This is a genomic window from Inquilinus sp. NPDC058860 (genome assembly GCF_042743185.1).
GTDB lineage: Bacteria > Pseudomonadota > Alphaproteobacteria > DSM-16000 > Inquilinaceae > Inquilinus.
Genome location: NZ_JBHYMS010000063.1, coordinates 1 through 25,725, shown reverse-complemented (window position 1 = coordinate 25,725; position 25,725 = coordinate 1). Strand labels below are relative to the sequence as shown.

Sequence of the window (25,725 nt, the reverse complement as noted above, 5' to 3'; positions counted from 1 at the left end):
CGGATCAGGGCTCGAACTGCTCCTTCAGGATCCGCTCCTCCAGCGTCTTGCCGGGGTCGAACAGCAGGTGCAGCGACACCGACCGGTCCTCGGCGATCTCGACCCGCATGACGTCGCGCACCTCGGTCGAATCGGCGACGGCGCTGACCGGGCGCTTCGCCACCTCCAGGATGTCGAGGATGATCTTCGCCCGGTGCGGCAGCAGGGCGCCGCGCCAGCGCCGTGGCCGGAACGCGCTGATCGGGGTCAGCGCCAGGATGCCGGCGCCGAGCGGGATGATCGGGCCATGCGCCGACAGGTTGTAGGCGGTGCTGCCGGCGGGCGTCGAAACGATGGCGCCGTCGCAGATCAGCTCCGGCATCCGCACCACGCCGTCGACGGTGATCTGCAGCTTCGCCGCCTGCCGGGTCTGGCGCAGCACCGACACGTCGTTGATGCCGAGCGCCTCGTGCACCGTGCCGTCGGCCGTGGTCGCCCGCATCCGCAGCGGGTGTAGGATCACGGTGCGCGCCGCCGCCACCCGGCTGGCCAGATCCTCCTCCTGGAAGTCGTTCAGCAGGAAGCCGACCGAGCCGCAATTCATGCCGTAGATCGGCCGGCGCCGATCGACGCAGCGATGCAGCGTCTCCAGCAGGAAGCCGTCGCCGCCCAGCGCGACGATCACATCCGCCGATTCCGGCGGATGCTGGCCCCAGCGGGCGACGAGCCGCGCCTGGGCCGCCAGGGCCTCGGCGGTGTCGGCGGCGAGAATCGCCATGCGCGGCGGGGCCGGATCGGGGGATGCGAGTGTCATGGCCGGTGACTGTAGCCGAAGCGGAGCCGCGGTCCACCCCGGCCGTGAGACATTGTGAATCGGCCGTTCACGGTCGTTTCACGGTGGATGGGGGAGAGTGGCCGGGTCATCAACGGAGGAAAGCCGCAGAGGGGGTGGGGATGATGATTCCGGCTTTGATGGGAGTGTTCGCGACGATCGCCGTGCTGCTGTCCCGGTGTGGCCTGCATTTCGCCATGGTGACCGCCGGCACGGCGCTGTCGGGGACCATCCTGATGCTGACGCTGTGACCGGCGGAACTAACCGCCGGTCACGCTCATGTGCCGTGCCACTGCGGGCTGCGTGTGGCGGCGGTCGATGAAGAAGTCGTGCCCCTTCGGCTTGCGCAGGATGGCCTCGCGGATCGCGGCCTCCAGCGCCGCGTCGGTCGGATCGGTGCGCAGCGGCGCCCGCAGATCGGCGGCGTCGTCCTGGCCGAGGCACATATAGAGGGTGCCGGTGCAGGTCAGCCGCACCCGGTTGCAGCTCTCGCAGAAATTATGGGTCAGCGGGGTGATGAAGCCGAGCCGTCCGCCCGTCTCCTCCACCCGGACATAGCGCGCCGGCCCGCCGGTTCGGTAGTCGGTCTCGGTCAGCGTCCAGCGCCGGGCGAGGTCGGCCCGCACCTGTGACAGCGGCAGGTACTGGTCCAGCCGGGCCTCGCCGCCGATGTCGCCCATCGGCATCACCTCGATCAGCGTCAGGTCGTGGCCGTTCTCGCCGCACCAGCGGATCAGCGTGTCGAACTCGTCGTCGTTGACGCCCTTCAGCGCCACCGCGTTGATCTTGATCCGGATGCCGGCGGCCTTGGCCGCGGCGATGCCCTCCATCACCTTCTCGAACTTGCCCCAGCGGGTGATGGCGAGGAACTTGGCCGGGTCCAGCGTGTCGAGGCTGACATTGATCCGGCGGACGCCGCAGGCGGCCAGGTCCTCGGCGTGGCGGGCGAGCTGGCTGCCGTTGGTCGTCAGCGTCAGCTCCTCCAGCGCGCCGGTGCCGAGGTGCCGCGACAGGCTGCGGATCAGCGTCATCACGTCGCGCCGGACCAGGGGCTCGCCGCCGGTCAGGCGCAGCTTGCCGACGCCATAGCGGATGAAGGTGCTGCACAGCCGGTCCAGCTCCTCCAGCGTCAGCAGCTCCGCCTTCGGCAGGAAGGTCATCTCCTCCGCCATGCAGTAGACGCAGCGGAAGTCGCAGCGATCGGTCACCGACACCCGGAGATAGCGGATGGCGCGGCCGAACGGATCCACCAGTGGGGCGCTGGAGGAGGGCGACGGGTCGATCCTGGGCATCGGCGTCTGGAGCGTCATATACGACAATATAGGACGCTCCCCCGGCGAACGCGATAGGCCACCCTTCGCCGAACGCGTATGCTTTTCCGCGATGTGAGAAGACAGCAGGGACCGATGATCCGCAGACTGTTGGGCGTGCTGCTGCTGGTGATCGGCGCGTTCCGCGTGTTCAGCGCCGGCGAGGCGGCCTGGGACCGCGAGCAATGGCGCGAGGACGCGGTGGAGGTGCAGGGGCTGGTGCTGCCGCCCGGCGCCGGGGACCGCTCGACGCCGGCGCTGGCCGCGGCGCAGACGGTGGTGCGTCTGGGCACGCTGCGCGCCGTCTATGCCGCCGTCGACACCGGCTTGGCGACAGCGCCGCAGCCAGGCAACCGGGTCGCCATCCTGATCGACCCCGAGCGGCAGGATCGGGCGGTGCTGGACCATCCGCTGGCGATCTGGGGCGACCAGATTCTCGCCGGCGGCATCGGTGCGGTGCTGGCGCTCGTCGGGCTGGCGCTGATGCGTGCCCGGTCGCAGCAGCCGGCAACGGCCGGCGACGCCGCGGCGGCGATCACGACGGTGCTGCGGCAGGTCGCGGCGCGGCGCGCGGACGCCAAGGCGAAGCCCGCCGCGCAGCAAACGGCAGCTTCTTCCCTCGTCGAGCGTCCGGCGGCTTCCGGCAGCGTGGTCCAGCGCATGCGCGACAGCCCGGTCACCGTGCAGCGGTCCGGCGGTCCGGCCGTGAGCCGCATCGTCGAGCGGCCGAGCGGTGCCGTCCCGATCCTTGTCTTTGTCCTCGTGGTGCTGGCTCTGGCCGTCTATCTGCTCGTCGCGGCATGAGCCCGCCGGTGCTCGGGGTGATCCTGGCCGGCGGCTTGGCCCGGCGCATGGGCGGCGGCGACAAGGCGCTGCGGCCGCTGGCCGGCGTCACGCTGCTCGACCGGGTGATCACCCGGGCGGCGCCGCAGGTGGCGGCGCTTTGTCTCAACGCCAATGGCGACCCGTCACGCTTCGCCCGCTGGAGCCTGCCGGTCGTGCCGGACGATGTGCCCGGCACGCCGGGGCCGCTGGCCGGCATCCTGGCGGCGCTGGAGTGGGCCGCTATGGCCCGGCCGGAGATCAAGCTCGTGGCCAGCTTTCCCTGCGACGCGCCGTTTCTTCCACGCGACCTGGTGTCGCGGCTGGCAGCGGTGCGGCCCGACCGCGGGATCGCGGTCGCCGCCTCGGGCGGCCGGACCCATCCGGTGGTGGCGCTGTGGCCGGTGGCGCTGCGCGGCGACCTGCGGCGGGCCCTGGTCGAGGAGGACATCCGCAAGGTCGGGCGCTGGATGGCGCGCCACCCGACCGCGACGGTCGAGTTCGGCTGCGACCCGGTCGATCCCTTCCTCAACGGCAACACGCCGGAGGATCTGGCGGAGGCGGAGCGGCTGCTGACGCGGCATCCGGAGCTGGCATGACGGCCGAACCGGTCTGCGCCGGCGACGCGCCGATCCCGGTCGAGCTGGCGGAGGGCCAGGCGGTGCGCTGGTGCGCCTGCGGCCGCAGCGCCGCCCAGCCCTTCTGCGACGGATCGCATGAAGGCTGCGGCATCGGCCCTGTCGCCTTCGTGGCGCCCCGGGCCAAGACCTATTTCTTCTGCACCTGCAAGCGCAGCGGCCGGCAGCCCCTCTGCGACGGCCGCCACAACTTCGTGGCGCCGGCGCGGGGCTGATGCGGGTCAGCTTGGATCGATCTGGAAAGGAATCGGCTGACTCGAGATGCGGGACGGCGGGGGCGGCACGGGGGAGGCGCTGTTGACCCGCCGAAGGATCTCGCGATCGACCGAGGCGGAGCCGGACGACCGGGAGATCTCCGCCGAGCTGATGGTCCCGTCGAGCTCGATCGTCACGGTGACGGTGACCAAGGCCGTTTCCCGGACCATCGATGCCATCCGCCTGATCCGCTGGGTGAGATGCCCGCGCAACATGGCGGCGTAGTCGGCCGAGCGGGCGCCCCCACCGGCCGAGGCCGGCGGCGGCGGAGGGGATGGTTTGGCGGGAAGCGCCGCCTGCTGCGAGGCCGCGGGCGGGGTCTCCGCCGGCTGCTCCGTCCGGCGCGGCTGTTCGCGCCGCGGCCGCCGTTCGGCCGGCGGCTTCGGCCTGGTCGGCGGCGGCGGCACGATCTCCGGCTCCTCCGCCTGGACGGTCTCCGGCACGGCGGCGACCACGGCCTCGGTCTGGCCGGTCGTGGTCACCACCTCCGGCGGCGGGGTCTCCGGCGCCGGTTCCGGCGGCTCGATCTCCGTCGTCTCGGTCACCGGCGTCTCGGCCGGCGGAGGCGCCTCCTCGGCGACGGTCTCGACCGGCTCGGCCTGTGCAGTCTCGACGGGCACCGCCTCGGTCGGCTCGACCGTCTCCGGCTGCGCGGTCTCGACCGGTTCCGCCGTGTCCACCGCCTCCGCCGGGCCGCCGAAGCCGGCCATCTCGATCGCCATCGGGGTCTCGGCCGGCGTCGGCGCCGCCGACCCGGTCAGGCTGGGCAGAAGCGCCCAGACCACACCCCCGTGAATCAGAGCGGACGCGGCATAGGCGATGCCGCGTCCCGACAGGCGCAGGCGGGTCATGGCGCGGTCGGCGCGGCGCCGGCCCCGGCTGCGGCAGGAGCACCGGCGGCGGCCGGCTGGGTCGGCGCCCCCTGGGCGATCAGCGACACCTTGGCGAAACCGGCCTGGCCGACCACGCCCATCGCCTCCATCACCTTGCCGTAAGGCACCTCGCGATCGCCGCGGACATAGACCACCGCCTCGGGATTGGCCTGATAGGCCGCCTGCAGCGCCGTGGGCGCCGTCTCCGGCGTCAGCACCTGGCCGTTGTCGATCGACCAGGTCCCGGCCTTGTCGACGGTCAGGATCACCGGCTTCTGCGGCTGGCCGATCTTGGCCGCGCTGGTCTTCGGCAGGTCGACCGGCACGCCGACCATCATCAGCGGCGCCGCCACCATGAAGATGATCAGCAGCACCAGCATCACGTCGACCAGCGGCGTGACGTTGATCTCGGCCAGCGGCGCGTAATCGTCGCCGTCGCCGGAATCGAGCAGGGCGCCGGCCATTACTCGGCGGCCTCGCGCCGGGCGGCGGCGGCGCGCCGCGTGCCGGACAGGTGCTCGGCCATCTGGCCGATGGCGGTGATGAAGGTCTGGTTGATCCGGCGCAGATCGGTCGAGAACTTGTTGTAGGCCATCACCGCCGGGATCGCGGCGACGAGGCCGATCGCGGTTGCGAACAGCGCCTCGGCGATGCCGGGGGCCACCACCGCCAGGCTGGTGTCCTGCGAGCTGGCGATCGAGGTGAAGCTGTTCATGATGCCCCAGACCGTGCCGAACAGGCCGACGAAGGGCGCGGCCGAGCCGATGGTGGCCAGGAAGGGCAGACCCAGCTCGCGCCGGCGCACCACCTCGCCGGCGGCGCGGCGCATCGCCCGCTCGATCCGGTCGCGGCACTCGGCCCGGCTCTCCTCGGGGTCGACGGCGCGCCACTGGGCCAGGCCGGCCTCGACGATCGGCTTGGCCGGGTCGGCCGGAATCAGGTCGACCTCATGCTCGGTGTCCACGCGGCGGCGCATGGCGGCCGCGGCGCGGCGCAGCCGGCCGATGGTGAACAGCTTGTCGAGGACGATGCCCCAGCAGCCGATCGAGGCCAGAACCAGCAGCGCCAGCACGCTCTGGACGATGACGTCCGCCTGCTGCACCAGGGTGAGGATCGAGAGATCGTGCGACATCGGTGGCCTCCTCAGCGCATCAGGGCGACGGGCAGGCGAGACTTGGTCTCGACCCGGTCGATGCAGTCGGCCACCGCGCCGGCCTCGGTGCGGCAGTCGAGCACGTCGTTGACCAGGACCGAGCCGATCGCGTCGCAGGCCAGGCCCGAGACCTCGAAGGCCTTGACGCTGGTCTTGCGGGCGCGGAGCGGCGCCGCATCGACCGCCAGGCGCTTGCGGATGGCGCCGTCGGTGCCGAAGAAGACGAGATCGAGCTTGAACGACTGGTAGGCGTCGTCGCCCGTGCCGAACACCATGTTCACGGCGCAGTTCTGGCCGCGCGGCTCGAGCGTGTTGAGCTCCAGGCTGACGCCGCCCGCGGTCTCGGCGGGGGCCGCGTTGGCGGCCAGGGCCGGCGCCGCCGAAAGGGCGAGAAGCAGAGCGGAAAGCGCGGACACTGATTGGCGTCGGCTGGTCATTGCGTCCTCAGAGCGGAACAAGGAAGGGCCTGTCGGATTTCGGGTGGGAAACAATCTCGACCGGGCAGCCGAACACGGCCTCCACGGTCGCGGCGGTGAGCACCCCGGCCGGCGGGCCGGCGGCGAAGACGCGGCCGCGGCGCAGCAGCACGATCTCGTCGGCGAAGCGGGCGGCCTGGTTGAGGTCGTGCAGGATCGCCAGCACGCCGGTGCCGGCATCGGCCAGGCCGCGGGCCACGCGCAGCACCGCGGATTGATGCGCCAGGTCGAGGCTGGCGGTCGGCTCGTCCAGCAGCAGATAGGTCGGCGCCGCGGCGGCGGCGGCCCCGCCGAGCTGGGCGAGCGCCCGGGCGAACTGGACGCGCTGCTGCTCGCCGCCGGACAGGCTGGGATAGGAGCGGTCGGCCAGGAACGCGACATCGGCGGCGTCCAGGGCCGCGTCGACGGCCCGGCGGTCGGCGGCGGCATCGGCGACGCCGCGATGCGGACCGCGCCCGAGGGTCACCACCTCGCGGACCGTCAGCGGGAAGTCCAGCGTCACCTGCTGCGGCAGCACCGCCCGGCGGCGGGCCAGGGCGACCAGGTCCCAGCCGGCGATCGGCGTGCCGTCGAGGGTGACCCGGCCGGATGCCGGCGCGATCTCGCCGGCGAGGCAGCGCAGCAGCGTCGACTTGCCGGCACCGTTCGGGCCGATCACGGCGGTGAAGCGGCCGGGGGCGACGGTGAGGTCGACGCCGTCGAGCAGCAGGGCCCGGCCGATGCGGACGGCGAGGGAGTCGGCGCGGATCACGGCTCGGACCTCCGCCGGCGCAGCAGCAGCGCCAGGAAGACCGGGGCGCCGAGGCCGGTGGTGACGATGCCGATCGGCAGCTCGGCCGGGGCCACGGCGACGCGCGCGACGAGGTCGGCGCCGAGCAGCAGGGCGGCGCCGAGCAGGGCGGTGGCCGGCAGCAGGCCGCGATGATCGGCGCCGATGACGAGCCGCAGCATGTGCGGCACCAGGAGGCCGACAAAGCCGATCATGCCGCTGACCGCGACCGCGGCGCCGACCGCGAGAGCGACCGTGCCGACCAGGAGGCGCGTCACCTTCTCGACCGGGAAGCCCAGATGCACCGCCACCGCCTCGCCCAGCAGCATGCCGTTCAGCGCCCGCGCGGCCAGGGCGACGGCGGCGAGCAGCACCAGGGCAAAGGGCAGCACGGCGAGGACCGAGGTCCAGGTCGCGCCGCTGAGGCTGCCCATGGTCCAGAAGGTGATGGTGCGCATCGCGTTCTCGTCGGCCTTGAACACGACGTAGCCGGTGCCGGTGGCGACCAGCGCGTTCACCGCGATGCCGACGAGCAGCATCATCGTCACCGAGATCCGGCCGTCCCGCTTCGACAGGCGGTAGACGGCGAGGGTGGCGACGAGGCCGCCGAGGAAGGCCGCGAGCGGCAGGGCATAGATGCGGAGGAGGGGGATGCCCGCCAGCGCCGCGGGCATTCCCAGCGAGATCACCGACACGCCGGCGAAGGCGGCGCCGCCGCTGACCCCGATCAGGCCCGGATCGGCCAGCGGGTTGCGGAACAGCCCCTGCATCATCGCCCCGGACACGGCGACCACGGCGCCGACCATGGCGCCGAGCAGCGTCCGCGGCAGCCGGATGGCGTCGACGATGGCGGCGTCGCGCGTCGTCACCGCGTCGAGGCTGCCGAGCCCGAGATGGTGGCCGAGGATCGCCAGGACGTGGCCGAGCGGGATGTCCGCCGGCCCGATGCTGATGCTGGCCAGCACCGAAGCGGCCAGCAGCAGCGCCAGCCCGGCCAGGGTCAGCGACAGGCGGCGGGCCCGCCGCTGTTCCGCCGGGACCGGCATGGCGCCGCTGGTGGCCAGGACCGTCACGAACCCGCGCTCCAGGCCCGGTCGGGCAGTGTGGGCGGGGTCCAGCCGGGATGCAGCACGGCCGCCAGGTCGCGCGCCGCCTGCGGCGTGCGTGGCCCGAAGCCGAGGAGGTATAGGGAATCCATCGAGATGATCCGGCCCGACTTGGCCGCGGGGGTCTGGGCGAAGACCGGCAGCGCCGCGATCTTCTCCATGCCGCCATTCGGCTCGACGGCGTGGCTGGCGATCACCACCACCTCCGGCGCCGCGGCTGCCACCGCCTCGGACGACAGCGGCTTGTAGCGCTCCATCTCGCCGACCGCGTTGGTTCCGCCGGCCAGGCGGATGATGCCGTCCGCCGCCGTGCCGCTGCCGCCGCCCAGCGGCGCGCCCTGGGTGATCGACAGCACGAACAGCACCCGCGGCTTGCCCGGCAGCTTGGCGACGGCGACCGCCACCGTCGCGAAATCGGCGCGGACCGCCTGGCTCAGCCCCGGGTCGGCCAGGCCGAGCGCCTTCTCCACGCCGATGATCTTGGCGACGACGCCCTCGGCGGTGAAGGCCTCGGGCAGGGCCTCGACCGGCGTTCCGGCGGAGCGGATCTGCTCCAGCACCGCCGGCGGGCCGGCCGACACCGTGGTCAGCACCAGATCCGGGCTCAGCGACAGGATGCCCTCGGCCGAAAGCTGGCGCAGATAGCCGACATCCGGCCGCTCGCGGGCGGCGGGCGGATACAGGCTGGTGGTGTCGACCCCGACGATGCGGTCCTCGGCATGCAGGGCGTAGACGATCTCGGTGATGTCGCCGCCGGCGACGACGACCCGCTGCGGCGGCTCCGCCCGGACGGGCAGGGTGGCCGCGAGCAGCGCCGCGGCGGCGAGGGACATGAGCGGGCGCATCAGGCGGCGACCAGGGCGCTGACCCGGCCCACCAGCTCACGCCAGTCGGCGCGCTCCGGCTGGCCCGGCTTGCGGGCGCCGAACAGCATCGCCATCAGCGTGTTGTCGACGTCGAACAGCTCCAGCGAGGTGACGACGCCGTCCTTGGTCGGCTTGCGCACCACCCAGGCGCTGTCGATCCGGTCCTCGCGCAGATGCAGGTTGAAGCCCGGATCCAGCACGTTCAGCCAAGGCCCCATGTCGTGCAGCCGGTGCACCGGGCCGGTGTGGATCTGCAGGCAGCCGGGATTGCCGACGAAGACCATGATCGCGGCGCCGGTGTCCGCCGCCGCGGCCAGCACCCGGCGCAGCGCGTCGCGGCCGACCGGCTCGGCCCGCTGCGGCCCGGCCAGGCGCATCGCCTGCAGCCGGTCGAGCCGATGCGACTTCAGCAGGCCGAAGAACTGGTGCGTGTCCTCCATCGCGTCCCAGCCGGCGCGGAAGCCGGCGACGTCGATCTCGCCATCATCGAGGATCGCCGGGCGGACCATCTCCTGCGGCGCCAGCACCGGCGCCTGGTCGGCGTGACGGAAGCGTTCGACCAGGCCGATGAAGGCGGCGCGGTCGCTGCCCTCGGTCAGGAAGATCTTGTGGATCGCGGTGCCCGCCGGGTCGAAGAACTGCAGGCTCGGCTTCGGGTGACCGGCGCCGCCGACCGCAAAGCCGTGTGCCCAGCTCGTGTAGAACAGCCGCAGGTCGATGTCGGGGCCGAGCGCCAGGCCGACATGGCTGCCGGCCGAGACGTTCTGATAGGTGCCGGTCTTCTCGTGCACCACGCTCTCGTTGCGGGTCAACGCCATGACCGGGCCGAGCGCCTCGACCGCCTGCAGGATCGTGCTCCAGTCCCCGCCAATGCGGGTGGTGCCGGCGCCGAGCTGGGAGGCGACGAGCTCGCCTTCGCTGACGCCCAGCGCCGCCGCGGCGTCACGGGCGCGAAGCTGCGGCTGTTCGGCGCGCAGCGCCGCCCAGCGCGCGGCGAGGGCGGTCGGCGGGACCGGATGGTCAGGATCGAGGCTCTGCATCATGCTCTCCGATCACCGGTGACTGGGGGCGCCGGCGGCCGGCGGGTTGCGACAGGACACGCGAAAACGCGGCCGAAACATGGGCCGCCAGGGATGCGAAGCATGACGAGAACCTGTGCGGGCGACGGGTCCTCGCGCAAACCTGGCGGCGGGCGGATGCCCGGCTGGCTGGGGGCGCGAGCCGAGGGAAGGGGCTACTTGGTCAGGATGAGCTTGCTGTTGCGGGTGATCCGCAGGCGGTAGACGTCGTCGCCGTGCTGGATCGTCAGCTCGCGGCGGGCGCCGAACAGGTCGCGCGTGTCAAGGCTGGCCGGGGCGGGCCGCTGCGGCGGCTCGACGGCATGCGCTGTGGGTTGATCCAGCATGGTCCCCATCCACGGTGAGATTGATCGGACAAGACGATGTTGAGAGTCATTCTCACATCCCTGTGCGCCGGTCAAGCAAATGCGTGTCATTCCTAATTGCATTTATCAAAAATATTTCACATGGCGGCGGGGCCGGGCCGGAAACCTCCGGAAACGCGATGCTTGGTGCGGATCGCACCAGGGCGCATATAATGCGGGCATCAATGGAATGCCGCGAGGACGGTGCGGATGGAGGCAGAGGCCGGACGATGACCGAGGTGCAGGAGATCGAGCGCAGGCCGGCAGACCGGCCGGCCCAGCCTTCAATCGGCCTTTCCGTCTGCGAGGATCGCGTGGTCGAGCGCTTCCTCGACCATTCCGCGGCCCCGCGCAGCGACACCGATCTCCTGCGCCGGCTCAACCGCAGCCTGTTCGACGAGCCGGAGTACCAGCCGACCGTGCCGAGCCTGCGCAGCCTGGTCCTGGTGGCGGTCGTGGCGCTGTCGGCCGTGGGCGCGGCGGCCCTGATCGGCACGGCCTGGCACGATCTGAGCGGCGATCGGGCCGCGGAGCAGGAGGCCCGCTGAGCCGCCCGCCCGGTCCGATGGCCTCAGCTGTCGTATTGCAGCAGCGAGGCCAGCGGCGCGTCGATCTTGTCGCGACCGCCGAGGAAGGACAGCTCGATCAGGCAGGCCGCGCCGCGGACATCGGCGCCCACCCTGCGCAGCAGCTGGATCGCCGCCGCCATGGTGCCGCCGGTGGCCAGCAGGTCGTCCAGCACCACCGCCTTCATCCCGGGTTTGATCGCGTCGGCCTGGATCTCGATCGCGTCCGACCCGTATTCGAGCTGGTAGAGATGGCCGATCGTCTCGCCCGGCAGCTTGCCGCGCTTGCGGCACATCACGAAACCGCAGCCCAGCACATAGGATAGTGGTGCCGCCGCCAGGAACCCGCGAGATTCGATGCCGACCAGGATGTCGGGCTGCCACTCGCGGACCTTGGCCGCCAGGCTGTCGACGGCATGCCGCCACGCTTGCGGGTGGGCCAGGAGCGGCGAGATGTCGTAGAAGAGGATGCCTGGCTTGGGAAAATCCGGGATGCCGCGTATGTGCGACTTGAGATCCATGAGACGTCCTTGGTTGCGGGCCGGAGCGACCCTGCATCGTAGTGCCTGCGGCCCGAAAGGCAATTCGCAGGTGCGGGAGCCGGCCGGCCCGGAGGCTGCGCGGTGACCACGGCGACGGCCATGGACGCCGAGGCCCGCATCGACAGCCGCATCGAGAGCGGCGTCACCCGGCTGCACCTGGAAGGGCCCTGGGTGACCCGGGCGGCGGCGCCCCTCGACCACGAGCTGTCGGAGCTGGTGCGGACATCGGTGAAGGGCGAGGTGGTGCTGGACCTGTCCGGCGTCACCCGGCTCGACACCGTCGGCGCCTGGCTGGTGCATCGCACCCAGGAGGATCTCGCGGCCGCCGGCGCCGCGGTCCGGGTCGAGGGCGTGTCGGACGACCAGAAAGGCCTGCTCGAGGCGGTGTCGCGGGTCGAGCGCGACGAGCCGATCAAGCATCCCGACCGCAACATCCTGTACGAGCTGGCGCTCCGCACCGGCAAGGCGACCTACGATTTCCGCGACGAAGCGCTGGCGCTCCTGAGCTTTCTCGGCATGCTGGTGGTCAAGAGCGTCGCCACGCTGCTGCGGCCGCGCCGGATCCGCTTCACGGCGCTGGCGCACAACATCGAGGCCACCGGCCTCAACGCCATGCCGATCGTCGGCCTGCTGTCCTTCCTGATCGGCGTGGTGCTCGCCTATCAGGGGGCGGACCAGCTCAGCCGTTTCGGCGCCCAGATCTTCGTGGTCAACCTGCTCGGCGTCTCGGTGCTGCGCGAGCTCGGCGTGCTGATGACGGCGATCATCGTCGCCGGCCGCTCCGGCTCGGCCTTCACCGCGCAGATCGGCACCATGCAGGTGAACCAGGAGGTCGACGCGATGGAGACGCTGGGCCTCGACCCGATCGAGGTGCTGGTGATCCCCCGCGTCTTCGCCCTCGCCATCACCCTGCCGCTCTTGAGCTTCTATGCCAGCCTGATGGCGATCCTGGGCGGCGCGTTCATGTCGTATTTCGCTCTGAACATCAGCTTCGTGCAGTTCCTGAACCAGTTCCAGGCGGCGATCGGCATCAACACCTTCTGGGTCGGCATGGTCAAAGCCCCGGTCTTTGCCTTCACCATCGCCATGGTCGGCTGCTATGAGGGGCTGAAGGTCTCCGGCAGCGCCGAGAGCGTCGGCCGGCTGACCACTCAGTCCGTCGTCGTCTCGATCTTCCTGGTGATCGTGCTCGACGCGCTGTTCTCCATCCTGTTCGCCACCCTGGGGGTCTGACGATGAGCGAGGATCCCCGGGCGCCGGGCCAGGTGCCGGACGAGGATGCCGTGATCCGCGTGCGCGGGCTCCGGACCCAGTTCGGCACCCAGGTGATCCATGACGGGCTGGATCTCGACGTCCGGCGCGGCGAGGTGCTGGGCGTCGTCGGCGGCTCCGGCACCGGCAAGTCGGTGCTGCTGAAGGAGATCATCGGCCTGATCCGTCCCGCCGCCGGGTCGCTCGAGGTGCTCGGCGTCGACATGGACCAGGCGGACGAAGCGGAACGCCGGGCGGTGCAGCGGCGTTGGGGTGTGATGTTCCAGGACGGCGCCCTGTTCAGCTCGATGACCGTGGCCGAGAACATCCAGGTGCCGATGAAGGAGTACACCCGGCTGTCGCACCACATGATGGACGAGCTGGCGCGGGTGAAGATCGCCATGGCCGGCTTGGCCTGCAGCGCCGGCATCAAGTATCCCTCCGAGCTGTCCGGCGGCATGCGCAAGCGCGCCGCCCTGGCCCGGGCGCTGGCGCTGGATCCGGAGATCATCTTCCTCGACGAGCCGACCGCCGGCCTCGACCCGATCGGCGCCGCCGCCTTCGACCAGCTGATCTCGGAATTGCAGCGCAGCCTCAAGCTGACGGTGTTCATGGTCACCCACGATCTCGACAGCCTGGTCACGATCTGCGACCGCATCGCGGTGCTGATCGACAAGAAGGTCGTGGTCGACACCTACGAGAACCTGCTCGAGGTCGACCACCCCTGGATCCAGGAATATTTCCACGGCCCGCGCGGCCGCGCGGCGGCGGCCGAGCATGCCGCCCTGGAGCATGCGCAGACGGGGGCGGAGGGCTGAGATGGAGACGCGTGCGAGCTATGTCGCCGTCGGCAGCTTCGTCCTGATCCTGATGGTCGGGCTGGTGGTGTTCGCCGTCTGGCTCGGCGGATCGGGGCTGCGCGAGAACGCGGAACGCTACCTGATCTACTTCTCCGGCAACGTCACCGGGCTGCAGGAGGGCAGTCAGGTGCGCTACCGCGGCATTCCGGTCGGCACCGTCGAGGACGTCCAGATCGATCCGTCCAATGTCGAGCAGGTGCAGGTCCGGATCGCGGTCCGGCCGAACACGCCGATCGTCAAGGGCACAGTGGCGTCGCTCGAGATCCAGGGCCTGACCGGCGGCGCCTTCGTCCTGCTCAGCGGCGGGGTCCAGGGCGCGGCGCGGCTGGACAAGGAGGAGGGCAAGGCCTACGCGGTGATCCCGTCGCGCCAGTCCGGGCTGCAGGCGATCGTCGACACCGTGCCGCAGCTGCTCGACCGGCTGTCCGACATCTCGCGCGAGGTCCAACGGATCTTCTCCGAGGACAACGTCCGGAACATCTCTGAAGTCCTGACCAATGTGAACACCCTGACCGCGGCGCTGGCGCAGCGTTCGACCCAACTGGCGAGCACGATCGAGCGGATCGATACGCTGACCCAGAATGTCGACGGGCTGGTGACCCAGGCGCGGACCGATCTGGACCGCCTCACCACGGGCGCGGACGGCTTCCTGTCGACCACGAACACCCAGGTCAATGCCGCGGTGGTCGACGCCCGGGCGATGATCGCGTCGCTGCGCCAGAGCGCCGACGGCGTGGCCCGGCTCCTGAAACAGTCCGGCCCAGGGGTGGAGAGCTTCTCCACCGACGGGCTGTACGAGATCACCCAGCTGATCACCCAGCTCCGCCAGTTGACCGACAACCTGAACCGGACCCTGTCGCGGCTCGACCGCAGCCCGGCGCAGTTCCTGTTCGGCGGCTCGTCCGGCGGCGTGCCGCCGCAAGGTTCCTCGAGGTGAAGATGAGCTTCTCCCCCCTGTCCCGGCGTCTCTTCCTGCGCCAGGCCGCACTCTCCTCGGCCGCGGTCGGCCTGGCCGGCTGCGGCGGGATCAGCGCCCTGGCCCCGCCGGCACCGCAGGTCTACGAGCTGACGCCGAAGAACACCTTCGACCCCGGCCTGCCCAAGGCGTCGTGGCAGCTCCTGGTCGACATGCCGACGGCCAATGCCGGCATCGACACCGACCGGATCGCGATCAGCGAGAACCCGACCTCGCTCGACTATTTCGCCAAGGTGGCCTGGGTCGACCGGGCCCCGGCGATGGTCGTCGGCCTCTTGGTCGAGAGCTTCGAGAACACCGGCAAGATCGTCTCGGTCGGCCGGCAGATCTCCGGCCTGCGTGCCAACTACGTGCTGCAGCCCGAGATCCGCGAGTTCCGGGCCGAGCGCTGGCCGGGCGAGCCCTACCGCGTCCGGGTGCGGATCGGGGCCAAGCTGGTGCGCTTCCCGCAGCGGACGATCATCGGCGGCGAGAGCTTCGAGCGGGTGGTCGAGGTGCAGGGCCCCGAGTTCTCGGCGGTGATCCGGGCCTGGGACGATGCCCTGGGCGGGGTGATGAAGCAGGTGGTGGAGTGGACGCTGCGCACCGGCGACCGCGACGACCGCGCCGCGGGCCGGCCGCGGCGATAAGCCGGGGCGGGACGTCACGCCGGTTCCGGGCGGAACCGGCGTCGTGCGTCAGCGGAGCGGCCGCGTCCTCAGCGGGTGACGGTCTGCCAGAAGAAGAAGGCGATGACGCCGATGATGATGACCCACTCTGCACCCATGATCCGGTCCATCCCCGTGTTTCTTGCCGTCCTTCATAGCACGGGACGGCCCGATCGCAAGGCCGTCGCCATGGACGGCATGCCTGGCCGATGTTCGCAAATGAAAATATTGGCATCGTTTCCGCTTCCCCTTTAGCATTCTTTTTTCGTCCAGCCACGGAAGAAGAGCGGCCATGAACGCCACGGCGCGGCAGAGCCAGATCGTCGAGCTGGTCCGCCAGGAGGGCTATGTCACGGTCGAGACCTTGGCCGACCGGTTCCAGGTGACGCCGCAGACGATCCGCCGCGACATCTCGCTGCTGCAGGACCGGGCCCTGCTGCGGCGCTTCCACGGCGGCGTCACCGCGCCCGGCAGCGTCGAGAACTTCGCCTATTCCACCCGTCAGGTGCTGTGCCTGGAGGAAAAGCGCCGGATCGCGCGGCTGGTGGCGCGGCAGGTGCCGGACAACGCCTCGCTGTTCCTCAACATCGGTACGACGACCGAGGAGGTGGCGCGCGCGCTGCTCGGCCATCGCGGCCTGCGGGTGATCACCAACAACATCAACGTCGCGAACATCCTGTATTCGAATGCGAGCTGCGAGGTGATCGTCGCCGGCGGCGTGATTCGCGCGCGGGACGGCGGCATCGTCGGCGAGGCGACGCTCGATTTCGTCCGCCAGTTCAAGGTCGATGTCGGGATCATCGGCATCAGCGGCATCGACGAGGACGGCACGCTGCTCGACTACGACTACCGCGAGGTGCGGGTCGCACGGGCGATCATCGACAATTCACGCCAGGTGTTCCTGGTGGCCGACCACACCAAGTTCGGCCGCAACGCCATGGTGCGGCTGGCCTCGATCGGCGAGGTCCATGCCCTGTTCACCGACCGGGTCCCGCCGGCGCCGTTCCGCGAGGCGATCGCCGCCACCAGCTGCCGCATCCACGTCGCTGACTGACGCCGATTCGGGGCCGAATCTCAGATCACCTTGTCCTGCTGCAGGCGGGCGACCAAGTCCTTGGCCGCCCGGGCGGCGAGATCGGCGAAATCGGTGCTGGAGCCGCCGCGGGCGGTGGCCTCGCCCGCCCAGATGACGGCGCCATCGCCGGCCTGCTGCAGCCTGGCCTCGTAGCGGGCCGCCGGCTCGTCGACCCAGCCGCCGCCGGTCGCCGGGCCGGCGAAGGGGCCGCGGCCGTACCAGTACCCGCCATAGGACCAGGGGCCGCCATACGGCCAGAAGGGATCCCCGACATAGGTCGGCGGGACATAGCGGGCGACCATGGCGCGCTGGTCGACGGCGATGCGCAGCACGGCGCCGACGCCGGCCGTCCGGATCGCGGCCGTCTCGGCGGCCGGGCCGCCGGGCCGGGTCGGCGGCACCAGGTCGATCATCCGCACCGCGCGGACGCCGCGGGCCGTGAGCTCCGCCACGGCCGCGTTCTCCAGCGCTTCGCGCTCCGCGAGCCGCGGTGTCTCCGCGGCCACGGCGATCGAGCGGACCGTGGCCGCGCCGCGATAGGCGGGGTCGACATAGCCTGCGACCCGCGTCTGCACGCAGGCGGCGAGGAGGAGGGCGGTGAGGGCGAGGAGAAGGGCGCGCATGACGCCTCCTGAGAATCGATCTCACAGAGATGGCGCAGCGGATCGCGGCCGCCAAGGAGTGCGGTTGCGATTGTGACAAATTTGTCTCTCAGCCGAGCGGACGGAAGCGGGGAACCGCATACCGCCTCATGCGGCGGCTGGGCTTCCGGGAGCGTCTTGTGTATTGAGGGCAGGGTATCGGGGGCCGTCCGGGGGGAATAATGGCCGTTGCGAGGAAGATTGCCATTGCCGTTGCTGCTGCCGTCATTGCGGGCGGCACTCTCGCGGCGACGACGGGAACGGCGACGGCCAGCCCATGGGCGGAGCCGGGCGATTCGACCCTGCGCAATGACATCCACATCCTGGAGAACTTCCGCCTGATCGACGGCGTGCTGAGCGCCTGGCCGCTTCCCTGGGCGCAGATCACCTACCGCCTGGCGAAGGCCGACCGGGACCTGCTGCCGCCCTATGCCCAGGCCGCGCTCGACCGTGTCCGCGCCCGGGCCGCGGCCGAGACCCGGCAGGGCCAGCTGCATGCGGAGCTGCGGGCCGATCTGACCAACCAGCCCGCCCTGGTGCGCGGCTTCGAGTACACGGCCCGGCAACGCGGCGAGGTCACCGCCTCCTTCGAATACATGGGCGATTCGACGGCGCTGCGGCTGTCGCTCGGCGCCTATTCCCGCTTCGTCAAGGGCGACAGCCCCTGGTACTACGCCGGCGAGGACGAGTTCCAGCCGTCGCTCGACGGCACCTATCTTGCCCAGAGGGTCGACAACTGGATCCTCTATGCCGGCTGGCTCGACACCTGGTGGGGGCCGGGCGAGACCACCAGCCTGATCCTCTCGACCAATGCGCGGCCGTTCCCGAAGGTCGGCTTCATGCGCTCCAATCCGCATGCCTTCGAGACACCGTGGCTGAGCTGGATCGGACCTTGGCAGATCACCGGCTTCCTCGGCGTCCTGCCGGACGACCGGATCGTCTCCAACACCCTGATGTTCGGGTTGCGGGCCTCGATCAGCCCGATCCCGGGGCTGGAGCTCGGCGCCTCGCGCATCATGATGTTCTGCGGCAGCGGGCGGCCCTGCGGCTTCCGCTCCTTCATCGACGGCTTCTTCGGCAACACCAACGTCGATGATCCTGCACAACAGGCCCAGGACCCGGCCAACCAGATCGCCGGCTTCGACGCCCGCTACAGCAACCAGCTGTTCGGCCAGCCCTTCGAGATCTATGGCGAGCTGACCGGCGAAGACGCCGCCTATTCCGACATCGGCATCCCGCTGCCGTCGCGCAACGCGGCCGTGATCGGTGCGTCGCTGTGGAACGGCTGGGGTGACGACGGATCGATGTGGAAGGTCAATGTCGAATACTCGAACTCGACCGCGAACTTCCTCGACAAGAAGATCTACGGATATTTCTACGAGAACTTCGCCTATCGGGACGGCTACCGGTTCTACGACCGTTCGATGGGCGACAGCCTCGATGGCGATGCCGAGCTGTTCGGCGTCACCGGCACCTTCGTCGACAGCGACAACTGGACCTACAAGGCGGCCTATTACCACGCCTTCCTGAACCCGAAGAACAATCAGCGCAACACGGTCAGCCAGAGCAAGGAGGACATCAACATCCTCGATCTCGGCGTCTCGATCCCGATGCGGCGCAACACGGTCGGCATCAACCTGCGGCTGCAGGACGATTCACCGAACAGCCCGGGCGAGCAGAAGCCGATGGCGGCGCTGGGCGTGTCGACGACGATCCGCTTCTGAGCAGGGGCGGGTAGGTTGGGTTCGCGGCACGCGAACCCAACGATTTGACGGCGGTACGATGTTGGGTTCGCTGTCGCGAACCCAACCTACGATTTCCGGATCACGGCTCCTCGAGCCGGACGACGTCGTCCTCGCCAAGATAGGGGCCGGTACGGACCTCGATCAGCTCGAGGTCGATCTTGCCGGGGTTCTCGAGCTTGTGGTCGGTGCCGATGGGGAGGTAGACGGCCTCGTTCTCGCGCAGGATGCGGGACTGGCCCTCCATGGTGACGCGGGCGGTGCCGGAGAGCACGACCCAGTGCTCGGAGCGGTGGTAGTGGCGCTGCAGGGCGATGGCCTGTCCGGGATGGATCAGGACGCGCTTGACCTGGAAGCGGTCGCCGGCGTGCAGCGACTTGACGGTGCCCCAGGGGCGGTAGATCTCGCGGTGGATCACGGCCTCGGGGCGTTTGGCCTTCTTCAGCGCGTCGGTGACGGCCTTGACGTCCTGGACCTGGTCCTTGGCGGCGACCAGGACGGCGTCGTCGGTGGCGATGACGATGGCGTCGTCGAGGCCGATCACGGCGGTGAGGATGCCGTCGGAGCGGACCAGGCAGTTGCGCGAGGCAAACGCCAGGGCGTCGCCCTGGGTCAGGTTGCCGTCGGCGTCGCGGTCGCCGATCTCCCACAGCGAGGACCAGGATCCGACATCGGTCCAGCCGATCGAGGCCGGGACGATGCCGGCGCGGTCGGTCTTCTCCATGACGGCGTGGTCGATCGAGATGGAGGGGGCCTGGACGAAGGCGGCGGGGTCGAGGCGCAGGAAGGTGAGGTCGCGCGAGGCGGCCTTGAGCGCGGCGTCGGCGGCGGCCAGCACCTGGGGCGCGTGGCGGGCGCATTCGGCCAGGTACTGGCCGGCGGTGAACAGGAAGATGCCGGCGTTCCACAGGTGGCGGCCCTCGGCCAGGAAGCGCTCGGCGGTCTCGCGCGGCGGCTTCTCGACGAAGCGGGCGACGGTGCGGGCGCCGGGGGCCCCGGCGATGTCGTCGCCGGGCAGGATGTAGCCGTAGCCGGTCTCGGGCGCGGTCGGCTGCATGCCGAAGGTCATGAGATAGCCCTGGCGGGCGGCGGGCGCGGCGGCGGCGATGGATGCCCGGAAGCCCTTCGGATCGGCAATGTGGTGGTCGGCGGGCAGCACCAGCATCAGGGTGTCGGGGGCGCGGTCGGCCAGGAAGCGGGCGGCGACGGCGACGGCGGGAGCGGTGTTGCGGGCCGAGGGCTCGAGCAGGATGGCGTCGGGCGTCACGCCGATCTGGCGCATCTGCTCGGCGACGATGAAGCGGTGGTCGTCGGCGCAGATGAACACGGGAGGCGCGAAGCCGTCGGCCTCGCCGACCCGGGCCACCGTCTCCTGGATCATGGTGCTGCCCGACACCAGCGGCAGGAACTGCTTGGGGTACCCGGCCCGCGACAGCGGCCACAGCCGCGTCCCGGACCCGCCCGACAACACCACCGGCACCACGGCCTGGCCGTCGGCTTCCGTCGCCGTCATCGGTCGCTCGGCCGTCTTCGCCTTCGCCATGTCCTGTCGTTCCGTCCGACCTCGATCGGAACGCTTATCCGCCATCCGCTGCGGTCTGTCCAACATCGCCGCACCTGGAGCGGTCCGTTGACAGTGGCCGAACAATCATCCGACAATTCACGCTGATCGAAGAGTCGGGATCGCGGCGCGGCACCGCCCCGACAGACCAAATCGCCGTGGAGGAGAGCTCATGACTGGTACGTTGCAGCGCGTCCTGCTGGGCGCGGTCCTGGCGGTCGCGGTCGCCCTGCCGGCGGCGGCGCAGGACAAGAAGACAATCCTGACATCGGTGCCCAGCCTCGGCTTCCCGTTCTTCGTCCACATGATGAACGAGCTGAAGGCCGAAGCGCAGAAGCTGGGCGTGGCCTCGGTCGAATCCGACGGCCAGAACAGCGCGCCGAAGCAGACCGCCGATGTCGAGGCGGCGCTGGTGCAGAAGGTCGACGGCATCGTGATCAGCCCGATCGACGTCAACGCCATGGCGCCGGTGCTGACCGAGGCGGTGGAGGCCGGCGTGCCGGTCGTCACCATCGACCGCCGCGTCACCGGGGTCGACGGCATCCTGGCCCATGTCGGCGCCGACAACGTGCTGGGCGGCGAGGCCCAGGCCAAGTGGCTGATGGACACCTATCCGGACGGCGCCACCATCGTGAACCTGCAGGGCCAGCCGGGCGCCAGCCCGGCGATCGACCGCAACAAGGGCGTGCACAACGTCCTCGACGCCCACAAGGACAAGTACAAGTTCGTGGCGGAGCAGACCGCCAACTTCGCCCGCGACCAGGGGCTGAGCATCACCGAGTCGATCCTGGCCGGCCTGCCGACGCCGCCCGACGTGATCGTCGCCGCCAATGACGACATGGCGCTCGGCGCGCTCGAGGCGGTGCGCGGCCGCAACCTGCAGGACAAGATCAGGATCATCGGCTTCGACGCGCTGCCGGAGGCGCTGGGCAGCATCCGCGACGGCGGCCTGGCCGGCACCATCGAGCAGTTCCCGGGGGGCCAGAGCCGCAAGGCGGTCGAGGTGCTGGTCGACTATCTGAAGACCGAGAAGAAGCCGGACCCGTCGCTGATCCTGCTGACCCCGATCGCCATCACCAAGGCCAATCTCGACAAGGCCGAGCGCATCGGCGAGGTGAAGTAGCTCGCAGGTTGGGGTCGCGGCATCGCGAACCCAACAGAACAGCCGGAGAGTGTTGGGTTCGCCATGGCGAACCCAACCTACGCCGCATTCCAGGGACGCGCATGACCGAACCGCTGCTGCGCATGACCGCGATCACCAAGCGCTTTCCGGGCGTCGTCGCCCTGGACGGCGTCGGGCTGGAGGTCGCGGCCGGGGAGGTGCACGGCCTGCTCGGCGAGAACGGCGCCGGCAAGTCGACGCTGCTGAAGATCCTGTCCGGGGCGCAGGCGCCGGACGGCGGCAGCATCGTCTTCGCCGGCGAGACGGTCAGCTTCGCCGCGCCCTATGAGGCGCAGCGGCGCGGCATCGTCACGATCTATCAGGAGTTCAACCTGATCCCGAGCCTGACGGTGGGGGAGAACATCCTGATCGGGCGCGAGCTGGGGCGGGCCGGGCTGGTCGACTGGGGCGCGATGCACCGGGCGGGGAAGGCGGCGCTGGACCGGATCGGCCTGACCATCGACCCGCGCCGGCTGGTGCGCGACCTCAGCGTCGCCGAGCAGCAGATGGTCGAGATCGCCCGCGCCCTGTCGATGGAATCGCGGCTGATCGTGATGGACGAGCCGACCTCCGCCCTCAGTTCCACCGAGGTCGACCGGCTGATGGCGATCATCCGCGCCCTGCGCGGCCAGGGCATCGCCGTGATCTATGTGACCCACCGGCTGGACGAGGTGATGACGGTGTGCGACCGGGTCACGGTGCTGCGCGACGGCAGGCTGGTCGGCAGCGCGCAGGTGGCCGAGATCACCGTCGACGACATCATCCGCATGATGGTCGGCCGCGACCTCGGCGCCCTGGCCCGGATCGAGGGCGGCGCGGCCCAGGCCGGCCCGCCGGCGCTGCGGGCCGAGGGCATCGCCACCGAGCGCAGCGCGCTGAACCCGCACGCCACGGTGCTGCACGACGTGTCGCTGGCGGTGCGGCGCGGCGAGATCCTGGGCATCGCAGGGCTGGTCGGCGCCGGGCGGACCGAGCTGGCCCGCGCCGTCTTCGGCGCCGACGCCCGCACCGGCGGCCGCGTCCTGGTCGAGGACAAGCCGGTCGAGATCCGCAGCCCGGCCGACGCCATCCGCCACGGCATCGGACTGGTGCCGGAGGACCGCAAGCAGCAGGCGCTGTTCCTGTCGCTGGCGATCCGCAGCAACCTGGCCATCGCCGCGCTCGGCAAGCTGGCCGGGCTGTTCGGCTATGTGCCGGACAGCCGCGAGCGGGGACTGGTCGAGGAGTATCGCCGGGCGCTCGGCATCCGCATGGCGGGACCGGAGCAGCAGATCGCCAACCTGTCCGGCGGCAACCAGCAGAAGGTGGTGCTGGCCCGCTGGCTGGCGCTGCGGCCGAAGGTGCTGATCGTCGACGAGCCGACCCGCGGCATCGACGTCGCCGCCAAGGCCGAGGTGCACCAGCTGCTGGGCCGGCTGGCGCGGGAAGGCATCGCGGTGATCGCCATCTCGTCGGAGTTGCCCGAGGTGCTGGCGATCAGCGACCGCATCGTCACCATGTGCGAGGGCCGGATCACCGGCGAGGTCGGCCGGGCCGAGGCCGACGAGGAGACGCTGATGCGGCTGATGACTCGCCGCCGGGCGGCATAGGGAAGACCAAGATGGCGCAGGGCACGACACTTCCGGACCGCGGCGGCTTCGACCTGTTCGGGCTTCTGGCGCGGTTCGCGCCGCTGATCTTCCTGGTGGTGCTGATGGCCGGCTTCGCCATCGCCGAGCCGCGCTTCATCTCCACGGTCAATCTGCTGAACGTGCTGCGCCAGGTCTCGATCTACGGGCTGCTGGCGATCGGCATGACCTTCGTCATCCTGACCGCCGGCATCGATCTGTCGGTCGGCGCCGTCCTGGCCTTCTGCGGCCTCGCTGCCGCCATCGTCGCCAAGGGCAGCGCCACCGGCAACTTCGCGCTCGGCTCGGACGAGGTTCAAGGCTGGGGCTGGGGCGCCGCCGCCCTGGTCTCGATCCTGCTCGGCATGACGGCCGGCGCGGTGCAGGGCTTCGCCATCACCCGGCTGAAGGTGCCGCCCTTCGTGGTGACCTTGGGCGGCATGTCGGCCTTCCGCGGTGCCGCGCTGCTCCTGTCCGGCGGCGGGCCGATCAGCGGCTTCGACGCGGATTTCCGCTACTGGGGCCAGGGCAAGATCCTGGAGATCCCGGTGCCGGTGCTGGTCTTCCTGGGCTTCGCCGTGCTGGCCCATCTGGTGCTGCGCTACAGCCGCTTCGGCCGCCAGGTCTATGCCGTCGGCGGCAATCCGGAGGCGGCGCGGCTGTCCGGGCTGAAGGTGCGGCGAGTGCTGCTCAGCGTCTACGTCATCATGGGCTTCTTCGCCGGGCTCGGCGCCTTCGTGCTGTCGGCCCGGCTGAACTCGGCCGAGGCTGTGGCGGGGCAGGGCTACGAGCTGACCGTGATCGCCTCGGTGGTGATCGGCGGCACCAGCCTGTTCGGCGGCATCGGCACCATCTTCGGCACGGTGATCGGCACGGTGCTGATCGGCGTGCTGCTGAACGGCCTCGTGCTGATGAACGTCTCCTCCTACATCCAGCAGATCATCATCGGCGTGATCATCGTGCTGGCCGTGGCCTTCGACACCTTCGCCAAGTCGCGCCGCCGGCGGGTGTAGCCCCCGTCGATTTTTTCGCGGACGATGTCGAAAGGCCTTCTGCCGGCCCGTCATGGGGGTGAGCGAGACGCGCTCGACCCATGCGATGGAGACGATCATGCAGTACGCGTTGCTGTTCCAGCAGACCCCCGAGGAATTTGCCGCCCGCCGCGACCCGGAGAAGCACGCTGCCTTCTGGGCCGCCTTCATGCCCTATATGACGGCGCTTAAGGAGGCCGGACTCGTGGTCGCCGGCGCCGGGCTGGAGCCGCCGGCCACCGCCACCTCGATCCGCATCGGCGGCAGCGGGCGGCAGGTGCAGGACGGTCCCTTCGCCGACACCAAGGAGCAGCTCGCCGGCTTCTTCATCATCGAGGTGCCGAACCTGGACGTGGCGCTCGACTGGGCCTCGCGCTATCCGGGCGGCCCTGGCGGCGGGGTCGAGGTGCGGCCGGTGGCGCCGCCGAAGCCGCAGCAGTGAGCACGGACACGCGCCGCGCGGTCGAGCGGGCGGCGCGTGACTCCTACGGTCGGCTGGTGACCTTCCTGGCCGCCCGGTCGCGCGACATCGCGGCGGCGGAGGATGCGCTGGCCGACGCCTTCCGGTCGGCACTGGAGACCTGGCCGCGGGACGGCGTGCCGGACCGGCCGGAGGCTTGGCTGCTGACGGCGGCGCGCCGGCGGCTGATCGACGGCGCCCGCCACCTCCAGGTGAGGGCGGAGGCGGTCCCCGACCTCCGCGTTGCGGCAGAGGAGGCGCAGGAACTGGCCGCGTCCGACGCATTCCCGGACGAGCGGCTCAGGCTGCTCTTCGTCTGCGCCCATCCGGCGATCGATCCGGCGATCCACACGCCCCTGATGCTGCAGACGGTGCTCGGGCTCGACGCGGCGCGCATCGCCTCGGCCTTCCTGGTCAGCCCCGCCGCCATGGGCCAGCGGTTGTCGCGCGCCAAGGGCAAGATCCGCGACGCCGGCATCGGCTTCGAGCTGCCGGAGGCGAAGGAACTGCCGCCGCGCCTCGACGCGGTGCTGCAGGCGGTCTACGCCGCCTATGGCAGCGGCTGGGACGACGTCGCCGGCGCCGATCCGCGCCGCCGCGGGCTGGCGGCGGAGGCGATCGATCTCGGCCGGATGCTGCGGCCGCTGCTGCCGGCGGAGCCGGAGGTCGAGGGGCTGCTGGCGCTGATGCTGCATTGCGAGGCCCGGCGGGAGGCACGCCGCGGCCCTGCCGGGGACTACGTGCCGCTGTCGGAGCAGGACTCGGCGCGGTGGTCGAAGCCGATGATGGCGGAGGCGGAGCACATCCTGTCGGCCGCCGCCCAGGACCGGCGCATGGGGCGGTTCCAGCTGGAAGCGGCGATCCAGTCGGTGCACGCCCAGCGCGCCCGGACCGGCCGGCGGACGCCGCCTATGAGCGCGCGATCGGCCTGTGCGAGGACCCGGCGATGCGGGCCTTCCTGCTGCGGCGGTTGCGAGAGGCCTCGTAGGTTGGGTTCGCGTTGCGAACGTCAGCATCCGGTGAGGACCGCAGTGTGGTCTACTGCGAGGATCCGGGCTTGGGCGGAGCGAGGCCGGCAGCGCGCCGGTCGGCGATGATCTCCT

The 25,725-nt window shown here is 70.7% G+C and carries 29 protein-coding genes; 15 read left to right on the top strand and 14 right to left on the bottom strand.

Annotation, left to right across the window (positions count from 1 at the left end):
• Positions 1-4: 4 nt before the first annotated feature.
• Entirely contained in the window at positions 5-793 is a 789-nt protein-coding gene (locus ACFW16_RS30335) for an NAD kinase (protein ID WP_380312282.1), read from the bottom strand.
• A gap of 278 nt (positions 794-1,071) precedes the next feature.
• Positions 1,072-2,103, bottom strand: coding sequence for a GTP 3',8-cyclase MoaA (gene moaA, locus ACFW16_RS30330; RefSeq protein ID WP_380312280.1), 1,032 nt, complete (start codon positions 2,101-2,103; stop codon positions 1,072-1,074).
• A 114-nt stretch (positions 2,104-2,217) separates the two neighbouring features.
• On the opposite strand from moaA, the gene ACFW16_RS30325 reads away from it, so the two are divergent.
• Genes ACFW16_RS30325 through ACFW16_RS30315 form a run of 3 tightly spaced genes read left to right on the top strand, consistent with a single transcriptional unit; the run spans position 2,218 to position 3,796 of the window.
• Positions 2,218-2,925, top strand: coding sequence for a hypothetical protein (locus ACFW16_RS30325; RefSeq protein ID WP_380312278.1), 708 nt, complete (start codon positions 2,218-2,220; stop codon positions 2,923-2,925).
• A gap of 8 nt (positions 2,926-2,933) precedes the next feature.
• A complete protein-coding gene (gene mobA, locus ACFW16_RS30320) occupies positions 2,934-3,542 on the top strand; it encodes a molybdenum cofactor guanylyltransferase MobA (protein ID WP_380312276.1) in 609 nt (202 codons plus the stop codon).
• Positions 3,539-3,796, top strand: a complete 258-nt coding sequence (locus ACFW16_RS30315; RefSeq protein ID WP_380312274.1) for a CDGSH iron-sulfur domain-containing protein — start codon at positions 3,539-3,541, stop codon at positions 3,794-3,796. The genes mobA and ACFW16_RS30315 overlap by 4 nt, the downstream gene beginning before the upstream one ends.
• Before the next feature lie 6 nt (positions 3,797-3,802).
• On the opposite strand, the gene ACFW16_RS30310 is transcribed toward ACFW16_RS30315, so the two are convergent.
• The 9 genes from ACFW16_RS30310 to ACFW16_RS30270 all read right to left on the bottom strand — a co-directional run bounded on the left by ACFW16_RS30310 (position 3,803) and on the right by ACFW16_RS30270 (position 10,483).
• Positions 3,803-4,687 carry a TonB family protein gene (locus ACFW16_RS30310; RefSeq protein WP_380312271.1) on the bottom strand — a complete coding sequence of 295 codons (885 nt, stop codon included), beginning with the start codon at positions 4,685-4,687 and terminating at the stop codon, positions 3,803-3,805.
• Entirely contained in the window at positions 4,684-5,172 is a 489-nt protein-coding gene (locus tag ACFW16_RS30305) for an ExbD/TolR family protein (protein ID WP_380312270.1), read from the bottom strand. Before ACFW16_RS30305 ends, ACFW16_RS30310 begins: the two co-directional genes overlap by 4 nt.
• Positions 5,172-5,840, bottom strand: coding sequence for a MotA/TolQ/ExbB proton channel family protein (locus ACFW16_RS30300; RefSeq protein ID WP_380312268.1), 669 nt, complete (start codon positions 5,838-5,840; stop codon positions 5,172-5,174). Before ACFW16_RS30300 ends, ACFW16_RS30305 begins: the two co-directional genes overlap by 1 nt.
• 11 nt (positions 5,841-5,851) lie before the next feature.
• The gene (locus ACFW16_RS30295) at positions 5,852-6,277 is read right to left on the bottom strand and encodes a Tat pathway signal sequence domain protein (protein WP_380312265.1); all 426 of its coding nucleotides are present in this window, start codon (positions 6,275-6,277) and stop codon (positions 5,852-5,854) included.
• 28 nt (positions 6,278-6,305) lie between these two features.
• Complete coding sequence (locus ACFW16_RS30290; protein ID WP_380312264.1) at positions 6,306-7,088, bottom strand: heme ABC transporter ATP-binding protein; 783 nt, start codon at positions 7,086-7,088, stop codon at positions 6,306-6,308.
• Positions 7,085-8,179 (bottom strand): FecCD family ABC transporter permease, encoded by a 1,095-nt coding sequence (locus ACFW16_RS30285; RefSeq protein ID WP_380312262.1) that lies wholly within the window; start codon positions 8,177-8,179, stop codon positions 7,085-7,087. The genes ACFW16_RS30290 and ACFW16_RS30285 overlap by 4 nt, the downstream gene beginning before the upstream one ends.
• Positions 8,176-9,045: a hemin ABC transporter substrate-binding protein gene (locus ACFW16_RS30280; RefSeq protein WP_380312260.1), complete on the bottom strand. Its 870-nt coding sequence runs from the start codon at positions 9,043-9,045 to the stop codon at positions 8,176-8,178. The genes ACFW16_RS30285 and ACFW16_RS30280 overlap by 4 nt, the downstream gene beginning before the upstream one ends.
• Before the next feature lie 11 nt (positions 9,046-9,056).
• Positions 9,057-10,118, bottom strand: coding sequence for a hemin-degrading factor (locus ACFW16_RS30275; protein ID WP_380312258.1), 1,062 nt, complete (start codon positions 10,116-10,118; stop codon positions 9,057-9,059).
• 194 nt (positions 10,119-10,312) lie between these two features.
• Positions 10,313-10,483: a hemin uptake protein HemP gene (locus tag ACFW16_RS30270; RefSeq protein ID WP_221938508.1), complete on the bottom strand. Its 171-nt coding sequence runs from the start codon at positions 10,481-10,483 to the stop codon at positions 10,313-10,315.
• Between the two features lie 248 nt (positions 10,484-10,731).
• On the opposite strand from ACFW16_RS30270, the gene ACFW16_RS30265 reads away from it, so the two are divergent.
• Complete coding sequence (locus ACFW16_RS30265; RefSeq protein ID WP_380312256.1) at positions 10,732-11,049, top strand: hypothetical protein; 318 nt, start codon at positions 10,732-10,734, stop codon at positions 11,047-11,049.
• 23 nt (positions 11,050-11,072) lie between these two features.
• On the opposite strand, the gene ACFW16_RS30260 is transcribed toward ACFW16_RS30265, so the two are convergent.
• Complete coding sequence (locus ACFW16_RS30260; protein WP_225766187.1) at positions 11,073-11,588, bottom strand: adenine phosphoribosyltransferase; 516 nt, start codon at positions 11,586-11,588, stop codon at positions 11,073-11,075.
• A 102-nt stretch (positions 11,589-11,690) separates the two neighbouring features.
• Here ACFW16_RS30260 and ACFW16_RS30255 point away from each other — a divergent pair, with 102 nt between their 5' ends.
• From ACFW16_RS30255 to ACFW16_RS30235, 5 genes are all read left to right on the top strand, one after another.
• Positions 11,691-12,842 (top strand): MlaE family lipid ABC transporter permease subunit, encoded by a 1,152-nt coding sequence (locus tag ACFW16_RS30255; protein WP_380312253.1) that lies wholly within the window; start codon positions 11,691-11,693, stop codon positions 12,840-12,842.
• Between the two features lie 2 nt (positions 12,843-12,844).
• Positions 12,845-13,678, top strand: coding sequence for an ABC transporter ATP-binding protein (locus ACFW16_RS30250; protein ID WP_380312250.1), 834 nt, complete (start codon positions 12,845-12,847; stop codon positions 13,676-13,678).
• Position 13,679: 1 nt separating this feature from the next.
• The gene (locus ACFW16_RS30245) at positions 13,680-14,657 is read left to right on the top strand and encodes an MlaD family protein (RefSeq protein ID WP_380312249.1); all 978 of its coding nucleotides are present in this window, start codon (positions 13,680-13,682) and stop codon (positions 14,655-14,657) included.
• A gap of 2 nt (positions 14,658-14,659) precedes the next feature.
• Complete coding sequence (locus ACFW16_RS30240) at positions 14,660-15,325, top strand: ABC-type transport auxiliary lipoprotein family protein (protein ID WP_380312247.1); 666 nt, start codon at positions 14,660-14,662, stop codon at positions 15,323-15,325.
• 310 nt (positions 15,326-15,635) lie between these two features.
• Positions 15,636-16,397, top strand: coding sequence for a DeoR/GlpR family DNA-binding transcription regulator (locus tag ACFW16_RS30235; protein ID WP_380312245.1), 762 nt, complete (start codon positions 15,636-15,638; stop codon positions 16,395-16,397).
• A gap of 20 nt (positions 16,398-16,417) precedes the next feature.
• On the opposite strand, the gene ACFW16_RS30230 is transcribed toward ACFW16_RS30235, so the two are convergent.
• Entirely contained in the window at positions 16,418-17,041 is a 624-nt protein-coding gene (locus ACFW16_RS30230) for a hypothetical protein (RefSeq protein WP_380312243.1), read from the bottom strand.
• Between the two features lie 200 nt (positions 17,042-17,241).
• On the opposite strand from ACFW16_RS30230, the gene ACFW16_RS30225 reads away from it, so the two are divergent.
• Positions 17,242-18,783: a capsule assembly Wzi family protein gene (locus ACFW16_RS30225; protein WP_380312241.1), complete on the top strand. Its 1,542-nt coding sequence runs from the start codon at positions 17,242-17,244 to the stop codon at positions 18,781-18,783.
• Between the two features lie 100 nt (positions 18,784-18,883).
• On the opposite strand, the gene ACFW16_RS30220 is transcribed toward ACFW16_RS30225, so the two are convergent.
• Complete coding sequence (locus ACFW16_RS30220; RefSeq protein WP_380312239.1) at positions 18,884-20,314, bottom strand: mannose-1-phosphate guanylyltransferase/mannose-6-phosphate isomerase; 1,431 nt, start codon at positions 20,312-20,314, stop codon at positions 18,884-18,886.
• A gap of 220 nt (positions 20,315-20,534) precedes the next feature.
• Here ACFW16_RS30220 and ACFW16_RS30215 point away from each other — a divergent pair, with 220 nt between their 5' ends.
• From ACFW16_RS30215 to ACFW16_RS30195, 5 genes are all read left to right on the top strand, one after another.
• Positions 20,535-21,485, top strand: coding sequence for a substrate-binding domain-containing protein (locus tag ACFW16_RS30215; RefSeq protein WP_380312237.1), 951 nt, complete (start codon positions 20,535-20,537; stop codon positions 21,483-21,485).
• A 101-nt stretch (positions 21,486-21,586) separates the two neighbouring features.
• Entirely contained in the window at positions 21,587-23,113 is a 1,527-nt protein-coding gene (locus tag ACFW16_RS30210; RefSeq protein ID WP_380312235.1) for a sugar ABC transporter ATP-binding protein, read from the top strand.
• Between the two features lie 11 nt (positions 23,114-23,124).
• The gene (locus ACFW16_RS30205) at positions 23,125-24,144 is read left to right on the top strand and encodes an ABC transporter permease (protein ID WP_380312233.1); all 1,020 of its coding nucleotides are present in this window, start codon (positions 23,125-23,127) and stop codon (positions 24,142-24,144) included.
• 97 nt (positions 24,145-24,241) lie between these two features.
• Complete coding sequence (locus ACFW16_RS30200) at positions 24,242-24,604, top strand: YciI family protein (protein ID WP_380312231.1); 363 nt, start codon at positions 24,242-24,244, stop codon at positions 24,602-24,604.
• Positions 24,601-25,719 carry an RNA polymerase sigma factor gene (locus tag ACFW16_RS30195; RefSeq protein ID WP_380312229.1) on the top strand — a complete coding sequence of 373 codons (1,119 nt, stop codon included), beginning with the start codon at positions 24,601-24,603 and terminating at the stop codon, positions 25,717-25,719. The genes ACFW16_RS30200 and ACFW16_RS30195 overlap by 4 nt, the downstream gene beginning before the upstream one ends.
• The last annotated feature ends 6 nt before the right edge of the window (positions 25,720-25,725 follow it).